25 protein-coding genes are annotated in these 23,442 nt (G+C 30.5%); all 25 read left to right on the forward strand.

Annotation, left to right across the window (positions count from 1 at the left end):
- The first annotated feature begins 196 nt into the window (after positions 1-196).
- The 25 genes from BC961_RS13355 (at position 197) to BC961_RS13475 (ending at position 23,229) form a co-directional block, all read left to right on the forward strand.
- Positions 197-2,944, forward strand: coding sequence for a gluzincin family metallopeptidase (locus tag BC961_RS13355; protein WP_121926362.1), 2,748 nt, complete (start codon positions 197-199; stop codon positions 2,942-2,944).
- Positions 2,945-3,130: 186 nt separating this feature from the next.
- Positions 3,131-5,539: an alpha-ketoacid dehydrogenase subunit alpha/beta gene (locus BC961_RS13360; RefSeq protein WP_121926363.1), complete on the forward strand. Its 2,409-nt coding sequence runs from the start codon at positions 3,131-3,133 to the stop codon at positions 5,537-5,539.
- 191 nt (positions 5,540-5,730) lie between these two features.
- Complete coding sequence (locus BC961_RS13365) at positions 5,731-6,408, forward strand: peptidoglycan DD-metalloendopeptidase family protein (protein WP_121926448.1); 678 nt, start codon at positions 5,731-5,733, stop codon at positions 6,406-6,408.
- 3 nt (positions 6,409-6,411) lie between these two features.
- Complete coding sequence (locus BC961_RS13370; protein ID WP_121926364.1) at positions 6,412-6,894, forward strand: hypothetical protein; 483 nt, start codon at positions 6,412-6,414, stop codon at positions 6,892-6,894.
- A gap of 774 nt (positions 6,895-7,668) precedes the next feature.
- On the forward strand, positions 7,669-8,223 hold the full coding sequence (locus tag BC961_RS13375) for a helix-turn-helix domain-containing protein (protein WP_121926365.1): 555 nt from the start codon (positions 7,669-7,671) through the stop codon (positions 8,221-8,223).
- A complete protein-coding gene (locus tag BC961_RS13380; RefSeq protein ID WP_121926366.1) occupies positions 8,223-11,288 on the forward strand; it encodes a PAS domain S-box protein in 3,066 nt (1,021 codons plus the stop codon). The genes BC961_RS13375 and BC961_RS13380 overlap by 1 nt, the downstream gene beginning before the upstream one ends.
- Entirely contained in the window at positions 11,288-11,722 is a 435-nt protein-coding gene (locus tag BC961_RS13385) for a response regulator (RefSeq protein ID WP_121926367.1), read from the forward strand. Before BC961_RS13380 ends, BC961_RS13385 begins: the two co-directional genes overlap by 1 nt.
- Positions 11,723-12,478: 756 nt before the next feature.
- Positions 12,479-12,673 (forward strand): hypothetical protein, encoded by a 195-nt coding sequence (locus tag BC961_RS13390; RefSeq protein WP_121926368.1) that lies wholly within the window; start codon positions 12,479-12,481, stop codon positions 12,671-12,673.
- 93 nt (positions 12,674-12,766) lie between these two features.
- Positions 12,767-13,240 carry a Dps family protein gene (locus BC961_RS13395; RefSeq protein WP_121926369.1) on the forward strand — a complete coding sequence of 158 codons (474 nt, stop codon included), beginning with the start codon at positions 12,767-12,769 and terminating at the stop codon, positions 13,238-13,240.
- Between the two features lie 165 nt (positions 13,241-13,405).
- A complete protein-coding gene (locus tag BC961_RS14915) occupies positions 13,406-14,791 on the forward strand; it encodes an OmpA family protein (protein ID WP_121926370.1) in 1,386 nt (461 codons plus the stop codon).
- Between the two features lie 450 nt (positions 14,792-15,241).
- Positions 15,242-15,460 (forward strand): YidH family protein, encoded by a 219-nt coding sequence (locus tag BC961_RS13405; protein WP_121926371.1) that lies wholly within the window; start codon positions 15,242-15,244, stop codon positions 15,458-15,460.
- Between the two features lie 127 nt (positions 15,461-15,587).
- Positions 15,588-16,028: a hypothetical protein gene (locus BC961_RS13410; protein WP_121926372.1), complete on the forward strand. Its 441-nt coding sequence runs from the start codon at positions 15,588-15,590 to the stop codon at positions 16,026-16,028.
- A 151-nt stretch (positions 16,029-16,179) separates the two neighbouring features.
- Positions 16,180-16,665, forward strand: coding sequence for a DUF2383 domain-containing protein (locus tag BC961_RS13415; protein ID WP_121926373.1), 486 nt, complete (start codon positions 16,180-16,182; stop codon positions 16,663-16,665).
- A gap of 315 nt (positions 16,666-16,980) precedes the next feature.
- Positions 16,981-17,772: an MlaE family ABC transporter permease gene (locus BC961_RS13420; RefSeq protein ID WP_394345453.1), complete on the forward strand. Its 792-nt coding sequence runs from the start codon at positions 16,981-16,983 to the stop codon at positions 17,770-17,772.
- A gap of 1 nt (position 17,773) precedes the next feature.
- On the forward strand, positions 17,774-18,544 hold the full coding sequence (locus tag BC961_RS13425) for an ABC transporter ATP-binding protein (RefSeq protein WP_121926374.1): 771 nt from the start codon (positions 17,774-17,776) through the stop codon (positions 18,542-18,544).
- 18 nt (positions 18,545-18,562) lie between these two features.
- Positions 18,563-19,447, forward strand: a complete 885-nt coding sequence (locus tag BC961_RS13430) for an MlaD family protein (protein ID WP_121926375.1) — start codon at positions 18,563-18,565, stop codon at positions 19,445-19,447.
- A gap of 130 nt (positions 19,448-19,577) precedes the next feature.
- Positions 19,578-19,784: a hypothetical protein gene (locus BC961_RS13435; protein ID WP_121926376.1), complete on the forward strand. Its 207-nt coding sequence runs from the start codon at positions 19,578-19,580 to the stop codon at positions 19,782-19,784.
- 244 nt (positions 19,785-20,028) lie between these two features.
- Positions 20,029-20,205 carry a general stress protein CsbD gene (locus tag BC961_RS13440; RefSeq protein ID WP_245980950.1) on the forward strand — a complete coding sequence of 59 codons (177 nt, stop codon included), beginning with the start codon at positions 20,029-20,031 and terminating at the stop codon, positions 20,203-20,205.
- Between the two features lie 135 nt (positions 20,206-20,340).
- Entirely contained in the window at positions 20,341-20,802 is a 462-nt protein-coding gene (locus BC961_RS13445; RefSeq protein ID WP_121926378.1) for a sll1863 family stress response protein, read from the forward strand.
- Positions 20,803-20,995: 193 nt separating this feature from the next.
- Positions 20,996-21,625: a porin family protein gene (locus BC961_RS13450; RefSeq protein ID WP_121926379.1), complete on the forward strand. Its 630-nt coding sequence runs from the start codon at positions 20,996-20,998 to the stop codon at positions 21,623-21,625.
- Between the two features lie 128 nt (positions 21,626-21,753).
- Entirely contained in the window at positions 21,754-21,906 is a 153-nt protein-coding gene (locus BC961_RS13455; RefSeq protein ID WP_121926380.1) for a lmo0937 family membrane protein, read from the forward strand.
- A 43-nt stretch (positions 21,907-21,949) separates the two neighbouring features.
- Positions 21,950-22,102: a lmo0937 family membrane protein gene (locus tag BC961_RS13460; protein ID WP_121926381.1), complete on the forward strand. Its 153-nt coding sequence runs from the start codon at positions 21,950-21,952 to the stop codon at positions 22,100-22,102.
- Positions 22,103-22,155: 53 nt separating this feature from the next.
- The gene (locus BC961_RS13465) at positions 22,156-22,482 is read left to right on the forward strand and encodes a YtxH domain-containing protein (RefSeq protein WP_121926382.1); all 327 of its coding nucleotides are present in this window, start codon (positions 22,156-22,158) and stop codon (positions 22,480-22,482) included.
- 44 nt (positions 22,483-22,526) lie between these two features.
- Positions 22,527-22,874 carry a hypothetical protein gene (locus BC961_RS13470; RefSeq protein ID WP_121926383.1) on the forward strand — a complete coding sequence of 116 codons (348 nt, stop codon included), beginning with the start codon at positions 22,527-22,529 and terminating at the stop codon, positions 22,872-22,874.
- A 1-nt stretch (position 22,875) separates the two neighbouring features.
- Positions 22,876-23,229, forward strand: coding sequence for a hypothetical protein (locus BC961_RS13475; protein ID WP_121926384.1), 354 nt, complete (start codon positions 22,876-22,878; stop codon positions 23,227-23,229).
- Positions 23,230-23,442: the final 213 nt, after the last annotated feature.

Here is a 23,442-nt window from a genome sequence, read left to right on the forward strand (position 1 = left end):
TCTTTTTTTTACCCGCTATTTTTCATTTTTACTATTTTCATTGATGACCAATTTTTTTTAAATTTATACCTATTATTTAAGTACATTTAAATCTGTAATATTTAATTGTAATTTCTTGAAATCATATTTAAATTTCGTCATTTTGTTTATTGCTTTACTAGCTTTCTCAAAGCAGTATGCACAGCATCGCTCTACAATGAATGTGGAAATGAATTCAGAAAAAAAAACACTTGCTGTAACGCAAGAACTACTGTTTTTTAATGAGTCTAACGATACTTTAACTACGATTGTTCTTAATGACTGGAATAATGCTTTTTCTAATAAAAATACGCCTTTAGCAAAAAGGTTTTCTGATGAATTTTACCGAGGTTTTCATTTAGCCAAAGAAGAAGAACGAGGGAGCACTAATGAACTGAGGATAGTAGATTTAAGCAATCAATTAGTAACGTGGGAACGCACAACTAAAAATCCAGATTACATAACAATTAAATTAAATCAGCAATTACTTCCTAACCAAAAAATAACATTTAAACTTTCTTACGTTTCAAAAATACCAAGTGATAAGTTTACAAAATTTGGTTACAACAATAGCGGCACAATTGGACTTAAAAACTGGTTCCTAACACCCGCGAGATATGAAAATCATGCTTTTGTAAAAAACAGTAACAACAACTTAGATGACATTGCTAACGCCATTTCTGACTTTGCGATTTTTTTAAAATTACCTAAGCCACTAGCTGCTACCACTGATTTTAATAGCAAAAAACTAAGTGACGAAAATGGATTTACAATCTATAAATTTTCAGGAGAAAATCGGACAGATTTTAATATAATAGCAGAACCTAATATTACTTTTAAAAGTTATACTAACGCTTCAAGTGAAGTTCTTACAGATTTGAAAGACAATAAATTAAACGATATACAAAAAGCTATTGCAATTGATCGTATTGTTACTTTTTCTAAAAATTTAATAGGATCTTATCCTTATGAAAAAATAGTAGTTTCTCAAACAAGTTATGAACGAAATCCTTTTTACGGATTAAATCAATTACCCTCTTTTCTTAGTCCATTTCCAGATGAATTCATTTACGAAATAAAATTTTTAAAAACGTATTTAAATGAGTTTCTAAAGTCAAGTTTACATTTAGATCCTCGAAAAGACAATTGGATTTACGATGGAATCCAAGTATATGCAATGATGAAATATATCGATGAATATTATCCTGAAACTAAAATGATGGGTAGTATTTCAAAGATAAAACTGCTTAAAAGTTTCAACTTAACAAATATTGAATTCAACGAGCAATACAGCTATTTTTACATGTTAATGGCGCGAAGAAATCTAGATCAGCCACTTGGCAGTCCAAAGACGAGTTTAATTAAATTTAACGAGCAGATAGCAAGTAAATATCGAGCCGGCTTAAGTATTCGGTTTCTTGATGATTATTTACAAAACAACACTGTTTCAAACAGTATTGCTAAATTTTATAAAGAAAGCAACACAAAGCAGATTTCAAGCGATGATTTTGAAAGAATCTTAAAAGCCAATACTACTAAAGATATTGAATGGTTTTTCAACACTATTATTAATTCAAGAGCAATTATCGATTATAAGTTCTCAAGTGTAACCAAGACAAAAGACAGCATTACTATCTCTGTAAAAAATCGCACCGGTGCACAAATTCCTATCCCTTTATACGGAACAAAAAAAGGAGAAATAGTTTTCAAACAATGGTTAGATATTGACGCTTGCGATAGCACTTTTACTATTGCTAGGAATACAGTAGACAAAATAGTGTTAAACTTAAAAAATGAGGTGCCAGAGTATAATTTGAGAAATAACTGGAAGAAATTAGATGGATTTTTTCCAAATAACCGTCCTGTAAAGTTCGTTTTTATGAAAGACTTGGAAGATCCATATTACAATCAAGTTTTATATGTTCCTTCAATTGGCTACAATTTGTATGATGGTTTAACGCCTGGTCTCCGCTTACATAATAAAACGATATTAGAGAAACCTTTTATATTTGACATCAATCCCTCCTACTCAACAAAATCAAATAATTTATCTGGCTCTGCTTTGATTGCAGTTAATCAAAATTTTAGAAACAGTAGACTATTCAATGCACGATATTCCTTTAGCACCTCCTATTTTCATTACGCAGAGGACGCAACCTACTTGAAATTAAATCCGACCGTACAATTGCGTATTCGACAATCAAATTTTAGAGATAATAGAAAGCAATTAATTTTGTTTAGACAAGTAATGGTAAATAAAGAAAAAAGTGAATTAGTGATTGATAATTCACCATCTAATTATTCTGTTTTTGATGCGAGATATATCAATACTAAAACAGAAGTTACTAATCATTTTAATTTTGCTACAAATATCCAACTGGCTGGAAATTTTGGAAAACTAACAGCTGAAATTGAATACAGAAAATTATTTGAAAACAATCGCCAAATCAATTTACGCTTTTATGCAGGTTCTTTTTTATACAATAAAACGCAATCTGACTTTTTTAGCTTTGCATTAGACCGACCTACTGATTATCTTTTTGATTACAGTTATCTTGGAAGATCAGAATCTACAGGTCTATTTAGCCAGCAATATATTATCGCAGAAGGTGGATTTAAATCTAAAATTGATACTCCTTTCGCTAACCGATGGATCAGCAGCTTTAACGCTAGTTATAGTGTTTGGAACTGGATTGAAGTATATGGAGATGTTGGTTTGATTAAAAACAGAGATAGAAATGCACGATTTGTGTACGACAGCGGAATCCGACTCAACCTAGTTACAGACTACTTTGAACTGTATTTTCCTGTCTATTCTAATAATGGATGGGAAGTTGCTCAAAATAATTATAATGAAAAAGTGCGTTTTATTGTTACTTTTTCGCCTAAAACATTAATCAATCTTTTTAATCGAAAATGGTTTTAATCTAAGATAATTACAACTATTACTTAAACTATTATCATTATTAAGTCGATAAAATTACACATAGTGAAAAAATAAACTTCTTTTTACTACAATAAATTACAATAATTAAATTCTATTTTTTTAAATGAACTATGAAAATAGGTAGTTTTTAAGTAAATTTGCATCATAAAGTTATACTTTTCAATTATGATAAAAGAAAAATCCGATTCTACATTAACATTTGCTGATTTCAAAATCGAAGTTTTAAATGACTATACAACAGCTATCATTAGCCGTGAATGCAGTCTTTTAGGCCGTAAAGAAGTATTGACAGGAAAAGCCAAATTTGGAATTTTTGGAGATGGAAAAGAAGTACCACAATTGGCTATGGCCAAGGCTTTTAAGAATGGTGATTTCCGCTCTGGTTATTATCGTGATCAAACTTTTATGATGGCCATTGGTGAATTAACTATGCAACAATTTTTTGCAGGTTTATACGGTCACACTGATATCGAACAAGAACCAATGTCTGCTGGTAGACAAATGGGTGGTCACTTTGCAACTCATAGTTTAAATGAAGACGGTTCATGGAAAGACTTAACTAAACAAAAGAATTCAAGTTCTGATATTTCTCCTACTGCAGGACAAATGCCTCGCCTACTTGGACTTGCCCAAGCCTCAAAAATTTACAGACAAGTTAAAGGAATTTCGAATTCTAGTAATTTCTCTAATGAAGGAAATGAAATTGCTTGGGGAACAATTGGTAACGCGAGCACATCTGAAGGTTTGTTTTTTGAAACTATAAATGCTGCTGGTGTATTACAAGTACCAATGGTTATGAGCGTTTGGGATGACGAATACGGAATTTCAGTACATGCAAGACATCAAACAACAAAAGAAAATATTTCTGAAATCCTTAAAGGATATCAAAAAGAAAATGATACAAACGGTTTTGAAATTCTAAGGGTTAAAGGTTGGGATTACGCTGATTTAGTAGCTACTTATGAAAAAGCAGCAACTATTGCAAGAGAGCAACATTTTCCAGTATTAATTCACGTTAATGAATTAACGCAACCACAGGGACACTCTAGCTCAGGATCTCATGAGCGTTACAAAGATGGAAATCGTCTCGCTTGGGAAAGAGATTTTGATTGTGTGCGCCAAATGAAATTATGGATGATTGCTATAAATATTGCTTCTCCTGAAGAATTAGACGCAATTGATGCGCAAGCTAAAAAAGATGTTTTAGAAGCTAAAAAAGCAGCTTGGAACGCTTTCCTCAACCCAATTATTGAAGAGCAAAAAGAATTAATTGCTGTATTGCAACACATAGCAACATCAAGCAGTAAAAAGATTGAGATTTTAAAATATGTTTCTGATTTAAGCGGAATTAAAGCTCCTATTAAAAAAGAAATTTTAGTGACAGCTCGTAAAGTTTTACGTTTAATTCTTAATGAAAGTGGACGTGAAGAGCTTTCAAAATGGATCACCACTTATACCGCTAAAACACAAAAGAATTTTAGTAGCAATTTATATTCGGAAACGGATTTAAACGTGTTTTCAGTTGAAAAAGTTTTGCCTACATACGAGGATGACGCATCTGAAGATACTGATGGTCGAATGATTTTACGTGATAACTTTGATGCTATTTTTACTAAATATCCAGAGGCCTTAATTTTTGGTGAAGATGCTGGGACAATCGGAGATGTAAATCAAGGATTAGAAGGCATGCAAGAAAAATACGGAGAACTTCGTGTTGCTGACGTTGGAATTCGTGAGGCTACAATTCTTGGACAAGGAATTGGAATGGCGATGCGAGGATTGCGTCCAATAGCTGAAATTCAATATTTAGATTATTTACTGTACGCTATCCAAATCATGAGTGATGATTTAGCTACATTGAGATATCGAACTGTAGGAAAGCAAAAAGCACCATTAATTATTCGTACGCGTGGTCATAGATTAGAGGGAATCTGGCATTCTGGTTCTCCTATGGGTATGATTATAAACGCGGTAAGAGGAATTCATGTATTGGTTCCTAGAAATATGACACAAGCAGCTGGATTTTACAATAGTTTATTAGAGTGCGACGAACCAGCTTTAGTAATCGAATGTTTGAATGGATATCGCTTAAAAGAAAAAATGCCTACAAATTATGGTGAATTCAAAACGCCAATTGGTGTTGTGGAAACTATTAAAGAAGGTTCAGACATTACACTTGTATCTTACGGATCTACATTACGATTAGTACAACAAGCTGCTAAAGAGCTAATGGAAATAGGTATTGATTGCGAAGTAATCGATTTACAGTCTTTATTGCCATTTGATATAAAACATGATTTAGTAAAAAGTATCGCTAAAACAAATCGTTTGTTAGTGATTGATGAAGATGTTCCTGGTGGAGCTTCGGCTTTTATATTACAGCAAATTATTGAGCAACAAGACGGATATAATTATTTAGATAGTAAACCGCAAACCTTGACTGCAAAAGAACACAGACCTGCATACGGAACTGATGGTGACTATTTTTCAAAACCTTCAACAGAAGATATTTTTGAAAAAGTATATGCAATGATGAACGAAGTAAATCCTTCAAAATATCCAAGTATGTTCTAATTGAATCTATGATATTTCTAATATTTGATCTTTTATATTTGAGTTGAAGTAAAAGCTAAACAAAAGTTTGCTAATCCGATTCCTCTAAAAATATTTACATTAATTTCAGAATAAATTTTATAATGCCAACGTATATTTTTTACGTTGGCATTTTTTATTTAAATTTAAACTTTTATAAAAATTTAGCCTTAATGAAAAGATTACAGACACTCTTACAAGAATGCGAAGATGTAAAAGTCATAGATTCTACAATCGATTACAGAAATTATTATCAAATAGATCTATCACCTGAAAATGAAGCGTTCAAAACAGTGCAAATTGATAGTGCTGTAGATTTTGAAAACTATGTAGAAAATCATTTAACCGCTAACGATGCTAAAGTCGCTTATGGTGGTTATAATGAAATACGTAATTTATATAAAAGAAGTGCTTCTTTTAATGACGCTTCTGCTGATGAAAGAAATATTCACATTGGATTAGATTTATGGATCAAAGCTGGCACTCCTGTTCTCGCAGCTTTAGATGGATTTGTGCATAGCTTCAATTATAATACTGGAATAGGCGATTACGGTCCCACTATAATTTTAGAACATAATATCGAAGAACATAAATTTTACACTTTATACGGTCATTTATCTCTTAAAAGCATTAACAATATAAAAATAGGAACTGTTTTCGAAAAAGGTTCGAGAATAGGATCACTTGGAGATGCAAGCGTTAATGGCGATTATGCTCCTCACCTGCACTTTCAAATTATAAATGATATTGGTACAAATAGAGGCGATTATCCTGGAGTTTGTAGCAAGAAAGATCAAAGTTATTATTTAGAAAATTGTCCGAACCCAAATCTCTTATTAAAAATTAAATAAATCATGAAAAAGTTAATTCTCGTTTTAAGTATCCTATTACTTATTGGATGTAAATCAAAAAATGCTGCTGTCTCAACTGTACCAGAGATTGTAGAAATGAAAATCGTTAAATTAGGAATGTCTGAAATAACAGTTGGCCAAAAGAGTAAAGCTTACGAATTAGGTAAAAGAGTATTAATGACTTGTAATACATCACGTTTTAAGCCTTTTACATCGAGCGAAGCTACTGCATCTGTAATAAGAAATACTACAGAAGAGCGACTGACAAAAACCTGCACACGTTTTCGTCAATACTATGGAGCTTTCATTGATCTTGAATTAGTTGAAGCTTACAGAAATAATTTTGATCAAACCATTGTATTTCGATACAAGGCTGCTTATACTAAGAAAGTTGCTAATAAGGAGCTAAGAGTAACATTAAATAATGAGAACAAAGTTTCATCGATAAAATCAATGGATTGGACAGATGTTTTCCCGATGAACTAAAACTCAATTTCGATTACGAGAAATTATGATTTTTGAAAAATTAAAATTATAATTTCCATTAAATTAAAAAATGCTGATATAATCTAAATATTATATCAGCATTTTTTTTGGTTAAAATTTTTAAAGGTTGCGCAATTACTATTAAACAAAACAGAAGATTATCTAAACTTAACGGTGTTTAAATTGTAAGTTTTTATTTATAAATTAAATATAAACGCAATTTATAATTAATAAGTCTATACTTTTTTACAGTTTTTTTAAATAAATAATGAATTTTGTTTAACTAAAAAAATATTTTCTATTTCAGAATACACTTACAGTTAGATTCTTATAGAATTGCTATATCTTCTATATAAATTTTATTTTTGCAAATTCACAAAACTATATTTAAATCTAGATAACTTTACTGAACATTAAACAAATACTTCATTATCAGTTACTTGATTTTATAAAGTCTTGAAATAATTACCTTAATTAAAATAAAAATAATTTCAAAACCATTTTCAAGTACCTCATTTTGTAAAAAATTAATAGTGCACATTTTAAAACTAAGGTCACAGTATTTCAATTTCACCTCTTCAAATTTATAAAAAAGCTGATTTTTAAATATTCAGTATACGTTTTTGGACCCTTATTTGCTACTGCGATGATTCAAGAACTTTTTATGTACGTCATCGTAATAGTATTTACAAAAATCTATAGCGTATATTTAATACAAAAAGTCACAATTGTGCAACTGTAAATCAAAAGCATTTGAAACTATACATAAAATACATGGTTAGTAACCGCTGCAAATTAGCAGTCAAAGAGGAGCTGAAAAAGCTTAAACTCCACTTTATGGTTGTGGAATTAGGCGAAGTAGAAATTATGGAAAATATTTCTATGGAACAAAGACAAATTTTGAAAGCAGCACTTTTACAGTCGGGACTTGAATTGATGGACGATAAAAAATCCATGTTAATAGAAAAGATAAAAAATGTAATAATTGAAATGGTTCATCACGCCAAAGAGCCGATTAAAATAAATTTTTCAGAATATTTAAGTCAGAAGTTATTTCATGATTATACTTATTTATCTAATTTATTTTCTGAAGTACAAGGAACTACAATTGAACAATTTATAATATCTCACAAAACGGAGCGCATAAAAGAATTGATTATTTATGGCGAACTCAATATCACTGAAATTGCCTGGAAAATGAATTACAGTAGTGTAGCACATTTATCGAGTCAGTTTAAAAAGGCTACTGGCCTTTCACCGTCACATTTCAAAAAATTAAAAGATAAACGTCGTAACCCAATTGAAGAAATTGGAAATCTAATTGATTAATGGAAAACAATAGCAAACCAGAATCAATAGATTTAGGTAATATTCCTAAAGGTTCTTTCGTAACAATTGATACACATGGTAAAATTACTGACATTAATGAAGCGTCAATTAAGAGCGTTAGCTTTTCAGCAGAAGACATAGTTGACCATCTTGCTACTTCTTCTCCTACCGATAAAAAGTATTTACAAAAAAAATGGCAACATCTTTTTGAAAAAGGCTTTAGTAAAGATTATTCACTGACAATCAATCGTAAGACAGGCGAGTTAAATGAATCCTCATACAATGCATCAATATATGAGGATGCAAATGGAATTACGCATGGCTTTTTTACCAACGCCACCGATAGCTCTGCTCAAATTTTAGCAGCACAATATTCACATAGCTTAATTGAAGCTAGTCTTGACCCGTTAATTACTATCGACAGCGACGGTAAGATAACGGACATGAATGAAGCGCTAGTTACAGTCACTGGAATTCTTAGAAATGAACTTACTGGTTCAAATTTCTTTGAATATTTCACTGAAAAAGAACAAGCAAAGCAAGTTTATAAGGAGATTTTTACTAATAATTCAATCGAAGATTTTCCGCTTACAATAAAACATATAGACGGTACAAACACCGATGTGTTATTTAATGGCTCAATATACAAAAATATTGAGGGAATTGTGCAAGGTGTTGTAGTAGTTGCGCGAAATATTAGTGGACAAAAATGGGCTGTAGATTTACGGATTGCCAATGCAGAATTAGCTTTTCAAAATATTGAAAAAGAGAAAAGAGCTGCAGAACTAGCTATTGCTAATAAAGAATTAATTTTCCAAAATCAAGAAAAAGAGAAAAGAGCAGCGGAACTAGTTATGGCAAATCAAGAACTTGCTATTCTAAATGATGAAAAAGAAAAGAGAGCAAATGAACTAATAATTGCAAATACAGAACTAGTTTACCAAAATCAAGAAAAGGAAAAAAGAGCTGCGGAATTAGTGCTTACTAACAAGAAACTCATTTTACAAAGTAAGGAAAAAGAAAAATGGAAAAGTGTAAACAAGGAACTTACAGAATTAAACCACACCGCAAATTTAGATTCACAGTACACGCTTAGCTTAATAGAAGCGAGTCGGGATCCTCTAGTTACTATTAATACTAAAGGTAAAATTACTGACATGAATGAAGCTTTTGTCAATAATACTGGGTATACACGCGAGGAATTAACGCACTCCCCATTCTTTACATATTTTACAGAGCAAGATAAAGCCAGTGAGGTTTATCAAGAAATTTTTGATAAAGGATCTGTTAATGATTCGCCTTTAACTTTACGTCATCGAAATGGAAATTTAACTGATGTTTTATTCAATGGTTCTGTTTATAAAAATGAAGAAGGAAATGTCGCTGGCGTTGTAGTAGTCGCAAGAGATATTACAGATCAAAAAAGAATTGCAAATGAATTAATTGAGGCACGAGTTTTTGCTGAACTAGCAACGGAAATTGCCGAAGTTGCAAAAAGAAAAGCGGAAAATGCAACTATTACAGCGGAAAATGCCGTTAAGGCAAAGCAACAATTTCTATCTAATATGAGTCATGAAATCAGGACTCCTATGAACGCTATAATAGGTTTTACAAAAGTGGTTCTAAAAACGGAATTAACTCCTAAGCAAAAAGAATATTTAGATGCAATCAAAATGAGCGGTGACGCATTGATTGTGCTCATTAACGATATATTGGACTTGGCAAAAGTTGATTCTGGAAAAATGACTTTTGAGAAAACGCCATTTAAATTGAGATCTTCAGTTGCGGCCATGCTTCATTTATTCGAACCAAAAATACAAGAGAAAAATCTAAAACTAATTAAAGAATATGATCGAAAGATACCTGGAGTGCTTATAGGTGACTCTGTTCGGCTGCATCAAATTATTTTAAATTTAGTTAGTAACGCTGTTAAGTTTACCGCAAAAGGTAAGATTACAGTTAGCGTGCATTTGTTATATGAAGACGACGAGAAAGTAATTATTGAGTTCGCTGTAGCTGATACTGGAATTGGTATCCCTGAAGACCGATTAGGGAAAATCTTTGAAAATTTTCAGCAAGCTTCAAGTCATACATCTCGTTTATATGGTGGAACGGGTCTTGGATTAGCAATTGTAAAACAGCTTATAGAACCACAAGGTGGAACTATACGAGTGAAAAGCGAAGTCGGTCAAGGTTCTACATTTAGCTTCACTTTGAATTTCCAAAAAACCACTACTGAAACTGAATTAGAAAGTGAAAATATAGAGCTCGATAAAGAGATCAAAAATATAAAGGTTTTAGTGGTTGAAGATATTCCATTGAATCAATTGTTAATGAAAACTTTACTGGATGATTTTGGTTTTGAGCGCGACGTCGCAGATAATGGAAAGATTGCAATCGAAAAATTACAAGTCAATGAATACGATGTAATTTTGATGGACTTACAAATGCCGATAATGAACGGCTTTGAAACAACAGAATACATAAGAAAAACAATGAATTCTAAAATTCCCATTATAGCTCTAACCGCTGACGTGACTACGGTCGATTTAGCAAAATGTAAAGCAGTAGGAATGACTGATTATCTCGCAAAACCAGTTGATGAAAGACTTTTATACAATAAAATTATAGCAGTTTTAAAAAAATCAAAATTAAATAAAAAAAACAGTGATAAATTAGTGGATAAAGAAGCTAACACTGAACGATCAAAATGCATTAATTTAACTTACTTAAAACAGAGAACAAAATTAAATAAAGCTTTAATGGCAGAGATGATATCTTTATATTTAAGCCAGACACCAGAATTAATAGCGACAATTAAACGAAGTTTAGCTAATGAGAACTGGCTACTGTTAAGCGCGGCAACGCATAAAATTATTCCATCTTTTGCCATAGTAGGAATTGACTCCAACTATGAACAGATAGCAAAAAAAATTCAGTATCTAGCTACTTCAACAGTTAAAACAGAAGAAATAGATCAGTTAGTAGAACAATTAGAAGATGTTTGCAACCAAGCTTGCGAAGAACTACAAGAAGAATTAAATCAAATTAACGAAACCATATAATGAACGAAGACAGTAAAATTAAAATATTTCTTGTCGATGATGATGCTTTATTTTTGAAATCTTTGGAGATTGAATTTCTTGATAATGCTGATTTTATTGTGGAAACATATCCAACGGGCGAATTATGTCTTGCAATTTTGTCAAATAATCCAGATGTAATAATATTAGATTATCAACTTGATGGTATTGTGCATGGTGCAATGAACGGGCTTGATACTCTGGACAGAATAAAAGATTTTAATGTAGACATTCCTGTAATTATGCTATCTTCTCAAGATAAAATTGAAGTAGCTATAAATTGTATGCATCACAAAGCCTTTGATTACGTAGTAAAAAGTGAGACAGCATTTGTAAGACTGCAAAAAATTATTACAACCATTTTTAAATATCAAAAAATGGAAAAGGAATTAAATTGGTATATGGATAGAATGTAAAAAGCAGGTACATTCAAATTAAAATAGACAATTAACTGTAAAATACTCTGTTTTTTCTGTAGATAAATCTTCTTGCGATTTAGTATAAGTTATAGTCGCAATTATTTTCTAGTCAATACTACTCTGACGAATTCTCTCTGCGCAGTTTTCAAAATACTCTTGCGCATCGTTTAATGTCAATTAATAATTCATTTAAAGAAGCATCTAATCTTATCGTTTCAAAATAGTAGTGAATTCTCTTAGAAATTCATCATCTAAAAATTAATTGATTCTTCTATTATTACAACAGAATAATTGATCAATAATATTTTATATTTTGTGGATTAACACTCTTCTCTTTTACTACACAATACAATATTTATTCAATTTGTAAAAAATTTTTCTGCTTCCCTAATAGAACAAATTCAAAGCTATTAGTGCATAAATTAAATTATAAATCCTAAGATTTAAGAATATTTGGAATAGCATTTTCTAATTCATTCCCAGATTGATTTACAGGAAGAAATCGGTTTTAAAATCTAATTATCAAATACTTAGAGTAGATTTAAAGTCGTATGTTATTGATAATCAATATTAAAACAGTGTGAATGATATAACAATTTTTCACAATTGTATAACAAGAATCGACCGCAATCAAAATATATTTGTGAAGTAATTAATACAGTTTTAACAAATTGAATTAACCAACGGCATTTCAAGAGTTTGTTGTTTTCAAACTGAGATGTTCTCAACTATTAATCTTAAAAAATATAAATCATGAATTTAAAAAGAATCTTTGGAGCATTATTAACAGCTCTAGGTATAGGAGGTCTCATTTACACAGCTGTAATTTTTGCTGGTACAACAGGAGAAACTACAGACATTAAGGCGTTAATCATATATGGTATTCTGGGAATCGTTTTCTTCTTGTCTGGAATTAGTTTAGTACGTACAACAAAAGATGAATCATAGCAAATGATTTCTTAGCAAAAATATAAATTGCTAAAAAATTCAAATTTCGCATTCACTTTATAAAAAATAATATTAATATAAAATTTAGAAAATATGAAACTTAATATTGGAATCACAGAACCACATTTAAAAAATAGTATCACAATCTTAACGTCAGTTCTATCAAATGAAATGGCATTTTATATCAAATTGAGAAAATTTCATTGGAACGTTTCAGGACCAAGTTTTATGGAACTTCATAAGTTATTTGAAGCACAGTATAAAACAGTAGAAGTTTCGATTGATGAAACCGCTGAGCGTATTAGCAAGCTAGGTGGAAAAGCTATTGGAACGATGAAAGAATTTGCAGAATTAACTGTAATCAAAGAATCTCCTAATCAATATCCTGCTCAAAAAGAAATGTTGAAAGAATTAGTAGAAGATCACGAAACTATTATCGTTCAATTAAGAAAAGATGTTGATGCAAGTGAAGAAAAGAATAAAGATGCAGGAACTGCTGATTTTTTAAACGCACTAATGCAAGGTCATGAAACAATGGCTTGGATGCTAAGACGTTACTTAGAATAAGGAATATATTGTGCTGCATTCTACAAAATAACGATTGAAAAATTTAATTAAAAATTTGTTTAAAGGCAGTGAAATATGGGAAATATAGAATTTTTGTAAAATTTTATATAACAAAAAATAAACAGATCAGAACAATCTTTGCATAAATAAATTAATAAAAATAAAATGAAAAAACTCCTATTTTTATGTACTTGCCTAGCATTTACATTAATTACAAAAGCTCAAACTGAAGAGAAGAAATGGAACATTGGTTTACACACTGGTGTAACGCAATATCAAGGTGATTTAGGAAATAACTTTTACAAGTTTGATAAAGCATATTACGGCTTTGGTGGTATATCAGTTTCAAGGTATTTAGGTCGTTATTTTGACTTAAACTTTTTAGCAGCTAAGGGGACAATTGGTTATCATGACACAGCTTTAAGAAATTTTAAAAGTGACTTTAACTCTGTTGCATTAAATTTAAGATTTAACATGACAGGTCCAGAGTCAATCATTAGACCTTACGCATTTGCAGGTGTTGGTGCAATTTTATTTGATAATGATGTGAATTTTGATCAAGATAGAATTGATTACGCATTACCGACTGCCGGTGGTGGTTTAAATATCAAATTGACTGATGTAATTACATTAAACTTACAAGAAACATTTAGCTTCTCTAATAAAGATCGTAGAGACGGTATCGATGATAATGGTAAAAAAGATAATTATTTATCACACATGGTTGGTTTGACTTTCAATTTAGGAAGTAAAAAAGATGCTGACAATGATGGTGTAGCTGATCGTTATGATAATTGTCCTGACACGCCAGCAGGTGTAGCAGTAGATAAAAATGGTTGTCCTTTAGATAGAGATAATGATGGAGTAGCTGATTATTTAGATGCTTGTCCTGATGTTGCAGGAAGTGCATTATTGAAAGGTTGTCCTGATAGCGATGGAGATGGTGTTGCGGATATGAATGACAAATGTCCTGGAACTAAAATGGGTACTAAAGTAGATGCTAATGGTTGTCCAATGGATAACGACAATGACGGAATTCCAAACGGTGAAGATCGTTGTCCTGATGCAGCTGGTCCAGCTAGTTTAAAAGGTTGTCCTGATACTGATGGAGATGGTGTAGCTGATATTGATGACAGATGTCCAACAGTTAAAGGAACAATGGAAAACAATGGTTGTCCAGAAATTGCTAAAAAAGATGTTGAAAGAATAACATATCTAGGTAGTAAAATATTCTTCGAAAATAATAGTGCAACTCTAAAAGTAGGTTCATTAGCACAATTAGATGAATTAGTAACTATTATAAATAAATATGATGCTTCAAATTTAGTTATTGAAGGTCATGCAGATAGTAATGGTAGTGATGCTTTCAATCTTGAACTGTCTCAAAAAAGAACAGATTCAGTTAAAGAATATTTAACTAAAAAAGGTGTATCGACTTCAAGAGTGAAAGCTATTGGATACGGAGAGAGCAAGCCTATTGCAACCAATGCAACGGCTATAGGACGTGCTAAAAATAGAAGAGTAGAGCTTAAAATGAGCTACGAAAAATAATAAGATTGGGTTAGGTTTTATTTGGTTATTAAGGGCTACTGGAAACGGTAGCCCTTTTTTATTGTTTGACACTTTCACAAAATAATTCATACCAACTTAAGATTTTTTAGCAATTACAAAAATTATTATAGGATAAAAATCTATGCATTTGTTCTACCAACTAGCCCTTGTTAACTATTTTACCAATTAAAGTTTAACATGAGAATTATATAAATTTTAACAAAACATATGTAATACATTCCTTCAATAAAATGCTGAATTTTAACCTTTTAGAAATGAACTTAAAAGTATCCATTTCATCAGGCAGTACGTCCAGTTAAATGTTAGGTAATAAGAACTCATTGGGTGAAACAATTAAATCTAAATTAGATTAAAAGTGAATATTTACAATAGACACTCATAGTAAAGTATAAAAATTAAAATAAAATTAATAACTTAAAAACAAACGACATGAACACAAAAGGTATAGGAATAGTTTTAATTGTCATAGGAGTACTTATGGTAGGGTATAATAGTTTCAATTTTACAACAACTGAAAAAGTGGTTGACCTTGGTCCTATTGAAATTAATAAGGAAGTTGATCATCCAATAGCTTGGTCACCAATCATAGGTGTAGCACTTGCTATAGGTGGAGTAGTTTTACTTGTTACAGGATCCAAGAAAAATTAGTTTTGATTTATCTGTACTGTGTACACTATTAATTATCAGTGAATAATGCAACTTTTCTTAATTTTTATATAATAGATACGTAGTTTTTATAAAAGAACTTTGCGCCACTAACCCAATAATAAACATCATGATAAACAGACACAATTCAAGTATTAAAAAAGTATTAATTGGTGCAGTAGCCCTATTGTTTATTGCTTCATTTAGTTCTTGTTCGAAAAACATTTCTTTCCAAAACTCTACTATAGTTCCAGCGGCCGAAGGAAATGTGACAATAAAGAAAGACAGTAATAAAAACTACGCAGTTAAGATTAAAATCTCAAATTTAGCCGAAGTTAAAAGATTACAGCCTTCAAAAAATGTTTACGTTGTTTGGATGGAAACAGACGAAAACCTAGTTAAGAATATTGGTCAAATAAAAAGTGACACTGGATTTATATCCTCAAAACTTAAAGCAAGTTTTCAAACCGTGACATCATTTAAACCATCAAAAGTTTTTATAACAGCAGAAGATAATCAAGATGCTCAATATCCTGGAAATCTAATTGTATTAACAACTAAAAGATTTTAAATTACTGTTGTTGAAAATAATCTAAATACTAATAGCTAAAACGATAATCACTTTTAGCTATTAGTATTTCAAAGAAAAAAGATCTTATTCAGTCTATTTTCCAATATTAAAGCATATAGTTAAAGTCCCAAAAGTCTAAAATTTAACGATAATGAGCACACAAAAATCAGCAGCAGTTTTAAATAGCCTTTTAAAAGTAAATGGTGAAAGAACCAAAATTTTTGAAACGGCAAAAAGAGCTACAAAAGAGAACGATTTAAAAATGTTGTTTTCGGAATTTATTAATCTATTGGAAAATTTTAATAATGATTTAGAAAAGTCAATTATTAAATTGAATGGTATTCCGCTAAATTTGAATTCTAGAAATAATGTGTTGTTCAGATTTTATAGTAATGTAAAGTCAACCTTTGAACATAATTCGAGAGAAGACTTACTTAATATGCTCGAATATGATGAATTTGTAGCTATGAATAAATATAGACAAAGTCTGTCCGATAATTTAAATGATCTTGATTATGAATTACATAGTTACTTAAAAACACATATAAGTATGCTGCAAGAACGTCACGACAGGATAAAAGAATTAGGAGATCAAATGTTAACATCACACAACTATGACAAGAGCTTTACTTTTTAAACCTTACATTATCTGGTGAACTTAATCCAGACTTATTTTTAAGAATTAAAATACGATATATAATATCTTTGATTACTATGAGGACTTATCGCATGTTGAAAAAAATTTATCAGCCTTTGTTAACTCTTCCCTCCTATCAAAGCAGTAGTTATTTTAATACTAGTTGTAATTATTTCTAATTATGGGAATGCAGTTCTCAACTATTTGAAAGTTTTATTCTTAAAGAAAATGAGATCTTATCAGGCTTACTTCTAAAATAATATATCAATTTTCGATTTAAAAAATTGCTCTAAAAATTAAAAAAATCAATTATAAATGAACGCTACTTTAACTTCAAAAAAGGAAAGTATAACTATCTATCTAAAAGATACTTTTAATGACATCGGTAAGGTGACATTATTTGCTACTCGCTTTTTTAGAGAGGTACTAAAGCCTCCGTATGAAATGAAAGAATTTTTGAAGCAATGTTATATCATTGGCTACAAGTCATTACCATTAGTAACGATTACAGGTTTCATAATGGGACTTGTACTTACATTACAGTCTCGACCAACTTTAGCAAAATTTGGAGCAGAATCCTGGCTTCCTAGTATGGTTGCACTATCTCTTATTAGAGAAATTGCTCCGGTAATTACTGCGCTAATTTGTGCTGGTAAAGTTTCGTCAGGAATTGGAGCAGAATTAGGTTCTATGAAAGTTACAGAACAAATCGATGCGATGGAAGTTTCGGCAATTAATCCTTTCAAATACTTAGTTGTAACAAGAATTTTAGCAACAACGCTGATGATTCCACTACTAGTAATATATGCAGATGCGATTGGAGTTATAGGCGGTTATATTGGAATTAATATTCATGGTGACGTAAATCTATATCGTTACTTATCTCAAGTACTAGAGTCTATTACATTCTCAGATATTTTTCCAGCGACAATGAAAACATTTTTCTTTGGATTCTTTATCGGAATGATTGGTTGCTTTAAAGGTTATAATGCTGCTAATGGTACAGAGAGTGTGGGAAAAGCTGCAAATTCAGCAGTGGTAACAGCGTCTCTTTCTATCTTTATTATTGACATGATCGCAGTGCAATTAACTGATTTATTTTTATAAAATGACAGAAGAACAAAAAATACAGAACCCAAGCACTGATTCAAATACAGCTGTTATAGAAATTAAGGATTTACATAAAGCATTTGGTACTAACGAAGTTTTAAAAGGTGTTAATCTTACAGTTAATAAAGGAGAGAATTTAGTAATACTAGGAAAGTCAGGATCCGGAAAATCAATTACGATTAAATGTATAGTGGGACTGATGGGAATTGATAAAGGAGAAATAAATGTTTTTGGAACAGATATTACAAAATTAGATAATACTGGATTAAATGAAGTAAGAGTCCGAATTGGGTTTCTATTCCAAAACGCAGCTTTATATGATTCCATGAGCGTAAGAGATAATCTAGGTTTTACATTAAAGCGACATGAAAAAGATTTATCTGAAGAGGAAGTTGAAAACCAAATCAAGGAGATTCTTGACAATGTTGGCTTAGTAGAAGCGATAGACAAAATGCCTTCAGAATTATCTGGAGGGATGCGAAAAAGAATTGGATTAGCAAGAACCTTAATTTTAAAACCAGAAATTATATTGTATGACGAACCTACTACTGGCTTAGATACAATAACCTCTCGAGAAATAAGTGAGTTAATTATAGAAATTCAGAAAAAATATAAAACTACGTCGATAATTATTACTCATGATATGCCATGTGCCAAATTAACTGGAAACAGAATAATGATTTTAAAGGACGGTGTAATACATGCTGAAGGAACGTACGAAGAATTAGAAAAAAGTGAGGATGAATGGGTACGCTCATTTTTCCTTTAATCAAAAAATAAAATAAAGATGAAGAAAGAATCTGGATACCAATGGAAATTGGGAATGTTTGTAGTTATAGGATTAGTATTATTTGTAGGGACTATTTATTTTGTTGGAAAACAGAAAAATTTATTCGGATCTACGTTTGAATTGTATTCGAAATTTAATTCCGTTAGTGGTCTTGAGATTGGTAACAACGTACGTTTATCAGGGATTAATGTTGGTACAGTAGATGATATAGATTTTCTGACCGATACAACGGTAGTAATCAAAATGATTATTAAAGACGAAGTTCGCAAGTACATTAAAAAAGATGCTATTGCAAGTATAAGTTCTGATGGTCTTATGGGAGATAAAGTATTAGTTATTTCAGCTGGAAAAACTTCAAATGTCGTTGTCGAGAATAATGATTACATCACTTCTAAAAAAGCAATAGAGATGGATGACTTGATGGTAAGCGTTAAAAAGAGCGTGGACAACGCAGCAGTTATAACCTCTGAGCTTGCTCAATTTAGTTATAGTATGAATAATGGAAACGGTGCTTTATCTAAACTGATCTCTGATGAACAGTTTGGTAATAGTATCAAAAATACAATCCTCAATTTAGAAAACAGTACTACTGAATTTAAAAGATTCACTGTCAATATGAATAATGGAAAAGGCGCTTTATCTAAATTAGTTACTGATGAAAGAATGGGTAAAGTAATAGACTCTTCTTTAACTAATGTAAAAACCGCTACTAAAGGTCTAAATGAAGTTATTGAAGCAGCAAAAAACAATTTCTTGTTAAGAGGGTTTTTTAAGAAAAAGAAAAAAGAAGAAGACAAAAAGCAAGAGGAACTTGATGTCTTAGAGGAAGAGCAAATGAAAAAGGAATTACAATTTGATAAAGAAAATGATTCTATAAAATAGTTTCTTTCTTACTGTATTAGGATTTAAAATGGTATCTTAACATAGGATTTTGAAATCAGAGGAAATCAAATTGATGCTTGTAATTCCAAACTGATTTCAATTTTAACTTTACTTATTTAAATCCTCTATCATGAAGACAGAAAAAGAATTGAATCAAAGCATACTTGAACTCACTATGAAAATACGGAATGAAAGTCCAGAGTTGCTAAAATATTTAGCAGAGTTACCAGTGACAATTCCTGACTTTAGTAATCCAGAAATCAACTGCGCAATTTTGGCTGATTATTATGACTCTTTAAAAAATATTATAAAAAAGTATACAAAAAATTGTCCATAATGAGTTGTTTCAATTCAAATTTCAAATGCATAATGTCTAAGCTTGTCAAATTCGAGCCAAAAAAGATATATGTTAATATTATCCCTTATATAATTCATTTCTAGAATTGTATAAGGGATATTTATTTTACAATCAGTGAATAAAACAAATTTTCAATAAAGTTATATAACTAAAAGACATCCTGAAAAACTGAACTTTGTGAAGTGAAACTTATTTTACGACATATACCAGAAATATGGATTCGATGGAGCTAGAAGGAAATTGGGAAGAACATAAAAAAAAACTGAAAGAAAAATTTCTTTCTTTAACTAATGATGTTTCATTGTTTTCAGAAGAGAAAAAGGAAGAGATGCTGAATAAATACCAACATAAATTAGGAAAGTCAAGAGCAGAATTACTTGCAATATTTGAAGGTCTATAGTTTGTACAATACAGCTCTATCGTTTTCAAAAATAAAATAAAAAAGTAAAAAGCTCTTACATAAGTTAAATACCAACCATAAAAAATTAAATTAAAATAAACAAAGATTTAAATAACTTTAAAAAAACTAATAATTATGAAAAAGACAATTTTAAATTTAGCACTGACCACTTTCATTGCTGGAACAGTATTAGTAGGATGTCAAGATGCTACAAAAAAAGAAGCTGAAGCAAAAGAAAATGTTGAAAATGCCAGAGCTGATCTTGATGACGCTAAAGACGAGCTATCAGAAGCTAGAAGAGCAGCAACCGAGCAAGAATGGAAGGCCTTTAAGGATAGTACAAATGCTACTATTGCAAAAAATGAAGTTAGAATTGCTGAGATGAAAGCCGATTTAAAGAATAAAGGAAAATCTATTGATGATCAATATGCAATGAAGATTAAGGAACTTGAAGAAAAGAATAAAGAGATTAAGGGAAAGGTGCAAATGTACCAGAACGATGCTAACAGTGATTGGGAATCTTTCAAAGAAGAATATAATCATGACATGAAAGATTTAGGAAATTCATTGAAAAACTTCACAGTTAAGAATAAATGATAAAATTAAAGGCTAGTGTTTCACTCGCCTTTTTCATTTAATATACTGAAAGACAATTACTTATTTTATAGTATTGATTGAAAAATAAAATCGAAGTGTGAATTTTGTAAATTTAACAAAAAGTATTGTAACAATTACCTTATATAAGATGCTGATATTTGTAATGTAATAATTCAACAAAAAATAAACAAAAATGAAAAAATCAAAAAAACTTATTTTCGCATCATTAGTGTTAGGAGTTATGTCTTTCACAGGTATTCAAGCACAGGAAACTGCAACCAAATTTGGTGTTAAAGGAGGAGTAAACTTTTCAAACTTTTACAAAAGTGACGTTGACGACAATAACGTGTTAACTAGTTTTAACCTGGGTCTTTTTGCAAAAATGCCAATTTCTGAAAATATCGCTATTCAACCAGAGATTTCTTATACTGGTAAAGGATCAGAACTTACTTATGATAGATTAGGAGTTAAAGGGACGGCACAATTTAAATTGGATTATATTGAAGTACCAGTTTTACTTGTTGTAAATGTTACTAAGAATTTTAATATCCATGCAGGTCCTTACGCTGCTTACATGGTAAGTGGAAAAACTACAAACAAATCGAACGTTGGGATTTTCGATTTTGAAGACAAAATTAACGTTGATGATTTCAATAGATTTGATGCAGGTATCGCTGCAGGTTTAGGAATCGATTTAGAGCCAGTAAGCTTTGGTGTTCGTTACAACTACGGATTAACGAAGGTTGGTAAAGACAATGGTGATTTCACTTCGTCAGATGCTAAAAATAGTGTATTAAGTGTTTACGCTTCTTTCGGATTCTAATTTTAGAACTATAATAAGATTAAACCATCAATTTTGAATACAACCATTACATAGTTCGATACTATGTTCTATGTAATGGTTTATTATATAACCAAAAACAAACTATTAATAACTAAAAATTACAAATCATGGGAAATTTACTTTACACTATCGCAGTCATCTTAGTGATATTCTGGGCAATCGGATTCTTTGCTTACAGTGCAGGATCAATCATTCACATTCTACTTGTAATCGCTGTTATCGCGATACTATTTAGACTTATATCTGGAAGGAAAGTCTAATAAACGCTACTTAAAATAAACAATAATTTTTAAAAATATAAATATGGGTAATTTACTTTATACAATCGCAGTAATACTTGTCATTTTTTGGGCAATTGGATTTTTCGCATTTAGCTTAGGATCAATAATTCACATACTTCTTGTTATTGCAGTAATAGCAATACTTTTCAGACTTATTTCTGGAAGAAGCGTTTAACATCAATTATAAACAATAAAATAAATAAATAATAACAATAAAAATAAATCATTATGAAAGCAGATAAAATAATATTAGGAGTTTTAGGTGGAGTAGCAGTTGGAGCAGCATTAGGAGTATTGTTTGCACCTGAAAAAGGAGACAAAACAAGAAGAAAAATCATGGATAAAAGTAATGATTATGCTGACGAATTGAAAGATAAACTAGACACTCTATTAGGAACTATCACTAACAAATATGAGAAAATCTGGAAAGAAGGAGAATCTTTATTAGCAGATGGTAAATCAAAATTTAACGACGTAAAACAAGATGGTGAAGCATTAGTTGCTGAAGGAAAATCTAAATATTACGAAGCTAAAAGCGAAATCAAAAATAGCTAATACGTTATTTGAATAGCAATATTAAGTATGTCAAAAATTATATCATGGAAAACAACACATCAACAATAGAAACGCTTTTTGAAAAAGCGGAAAATTATACTAGAACTACCGTAGAATTAATGAAGTTAGAAGCTGTTGATAAAGCGGCTGATGTAGTATCTTCAATGCTTTCTAGAGCCGCAGTTTCTATTGTTTTTGTAATGTTTGCATTTTTAGCTAATGTTGGCCTTTCATTTTGGATTGGTGATTTACTTGGAAAAGATTATTATGGTTTTTTCGCAGTTTCTGGTTTTTATCTACTTGTGTCGATACTACTTTATGTATTTAGAGATGCACTTATTAAATTACCGGTAAGTAATTTTATGATTGTTAGAATGCTAAAAAAAAGATAATATGAAAAATAATCATACAAACACATTGAACGAAGCGATTGAGCTATTAAAGTTGAAACGTGCCGATGAGTTGATGCAATTAAAAGATCAATATCATTATACTTACGAAAGCTTTAAACCAATTAATCTAATCAAAAAGACGATTGGTCAAATGGCACAATCACAAGAGTTTAAAACTAATTTACTTAGTAACGTAGTGGGATTAGCCACTGGATACATAAGCAGAAAAGTTATTGTTGGAAGTACACATAGTCCAATGAAAAAGATTTTGGGTACTGTTTTTCAACTTTTAGTAACAAAAGTAGTTGCGAACCAAACAGAAAAGAAAATTGATAAGGAAATGCAGAATAATTAATTTTTTGCATTTCTATTTTAAAAAGTAATTTTTACTTTAATTACAAACTTTCCATATTCAAATGGAGAGTTTTTTTTTGCTTAAAATTTAATTATATACTCAGTAGTAAATTAACGTATAGAAATTAAATATGTGATTACCAAAATTATTATTTGTATTATCTCTTTAGTTTTGACAAAATAGTATGTAGAATTAATAAGACACAAAATAATG

This window comes from Flavobacterium weaverense (assembly GCF_003688495.1).
Taxonomy (GTDB): domain Bacteria; phylum Bacteroidota; class Bacteroidia; order Flavobacteriales; family Flavobacteriaceae; genus Flavobacterium; species Flavobacterium weaverense.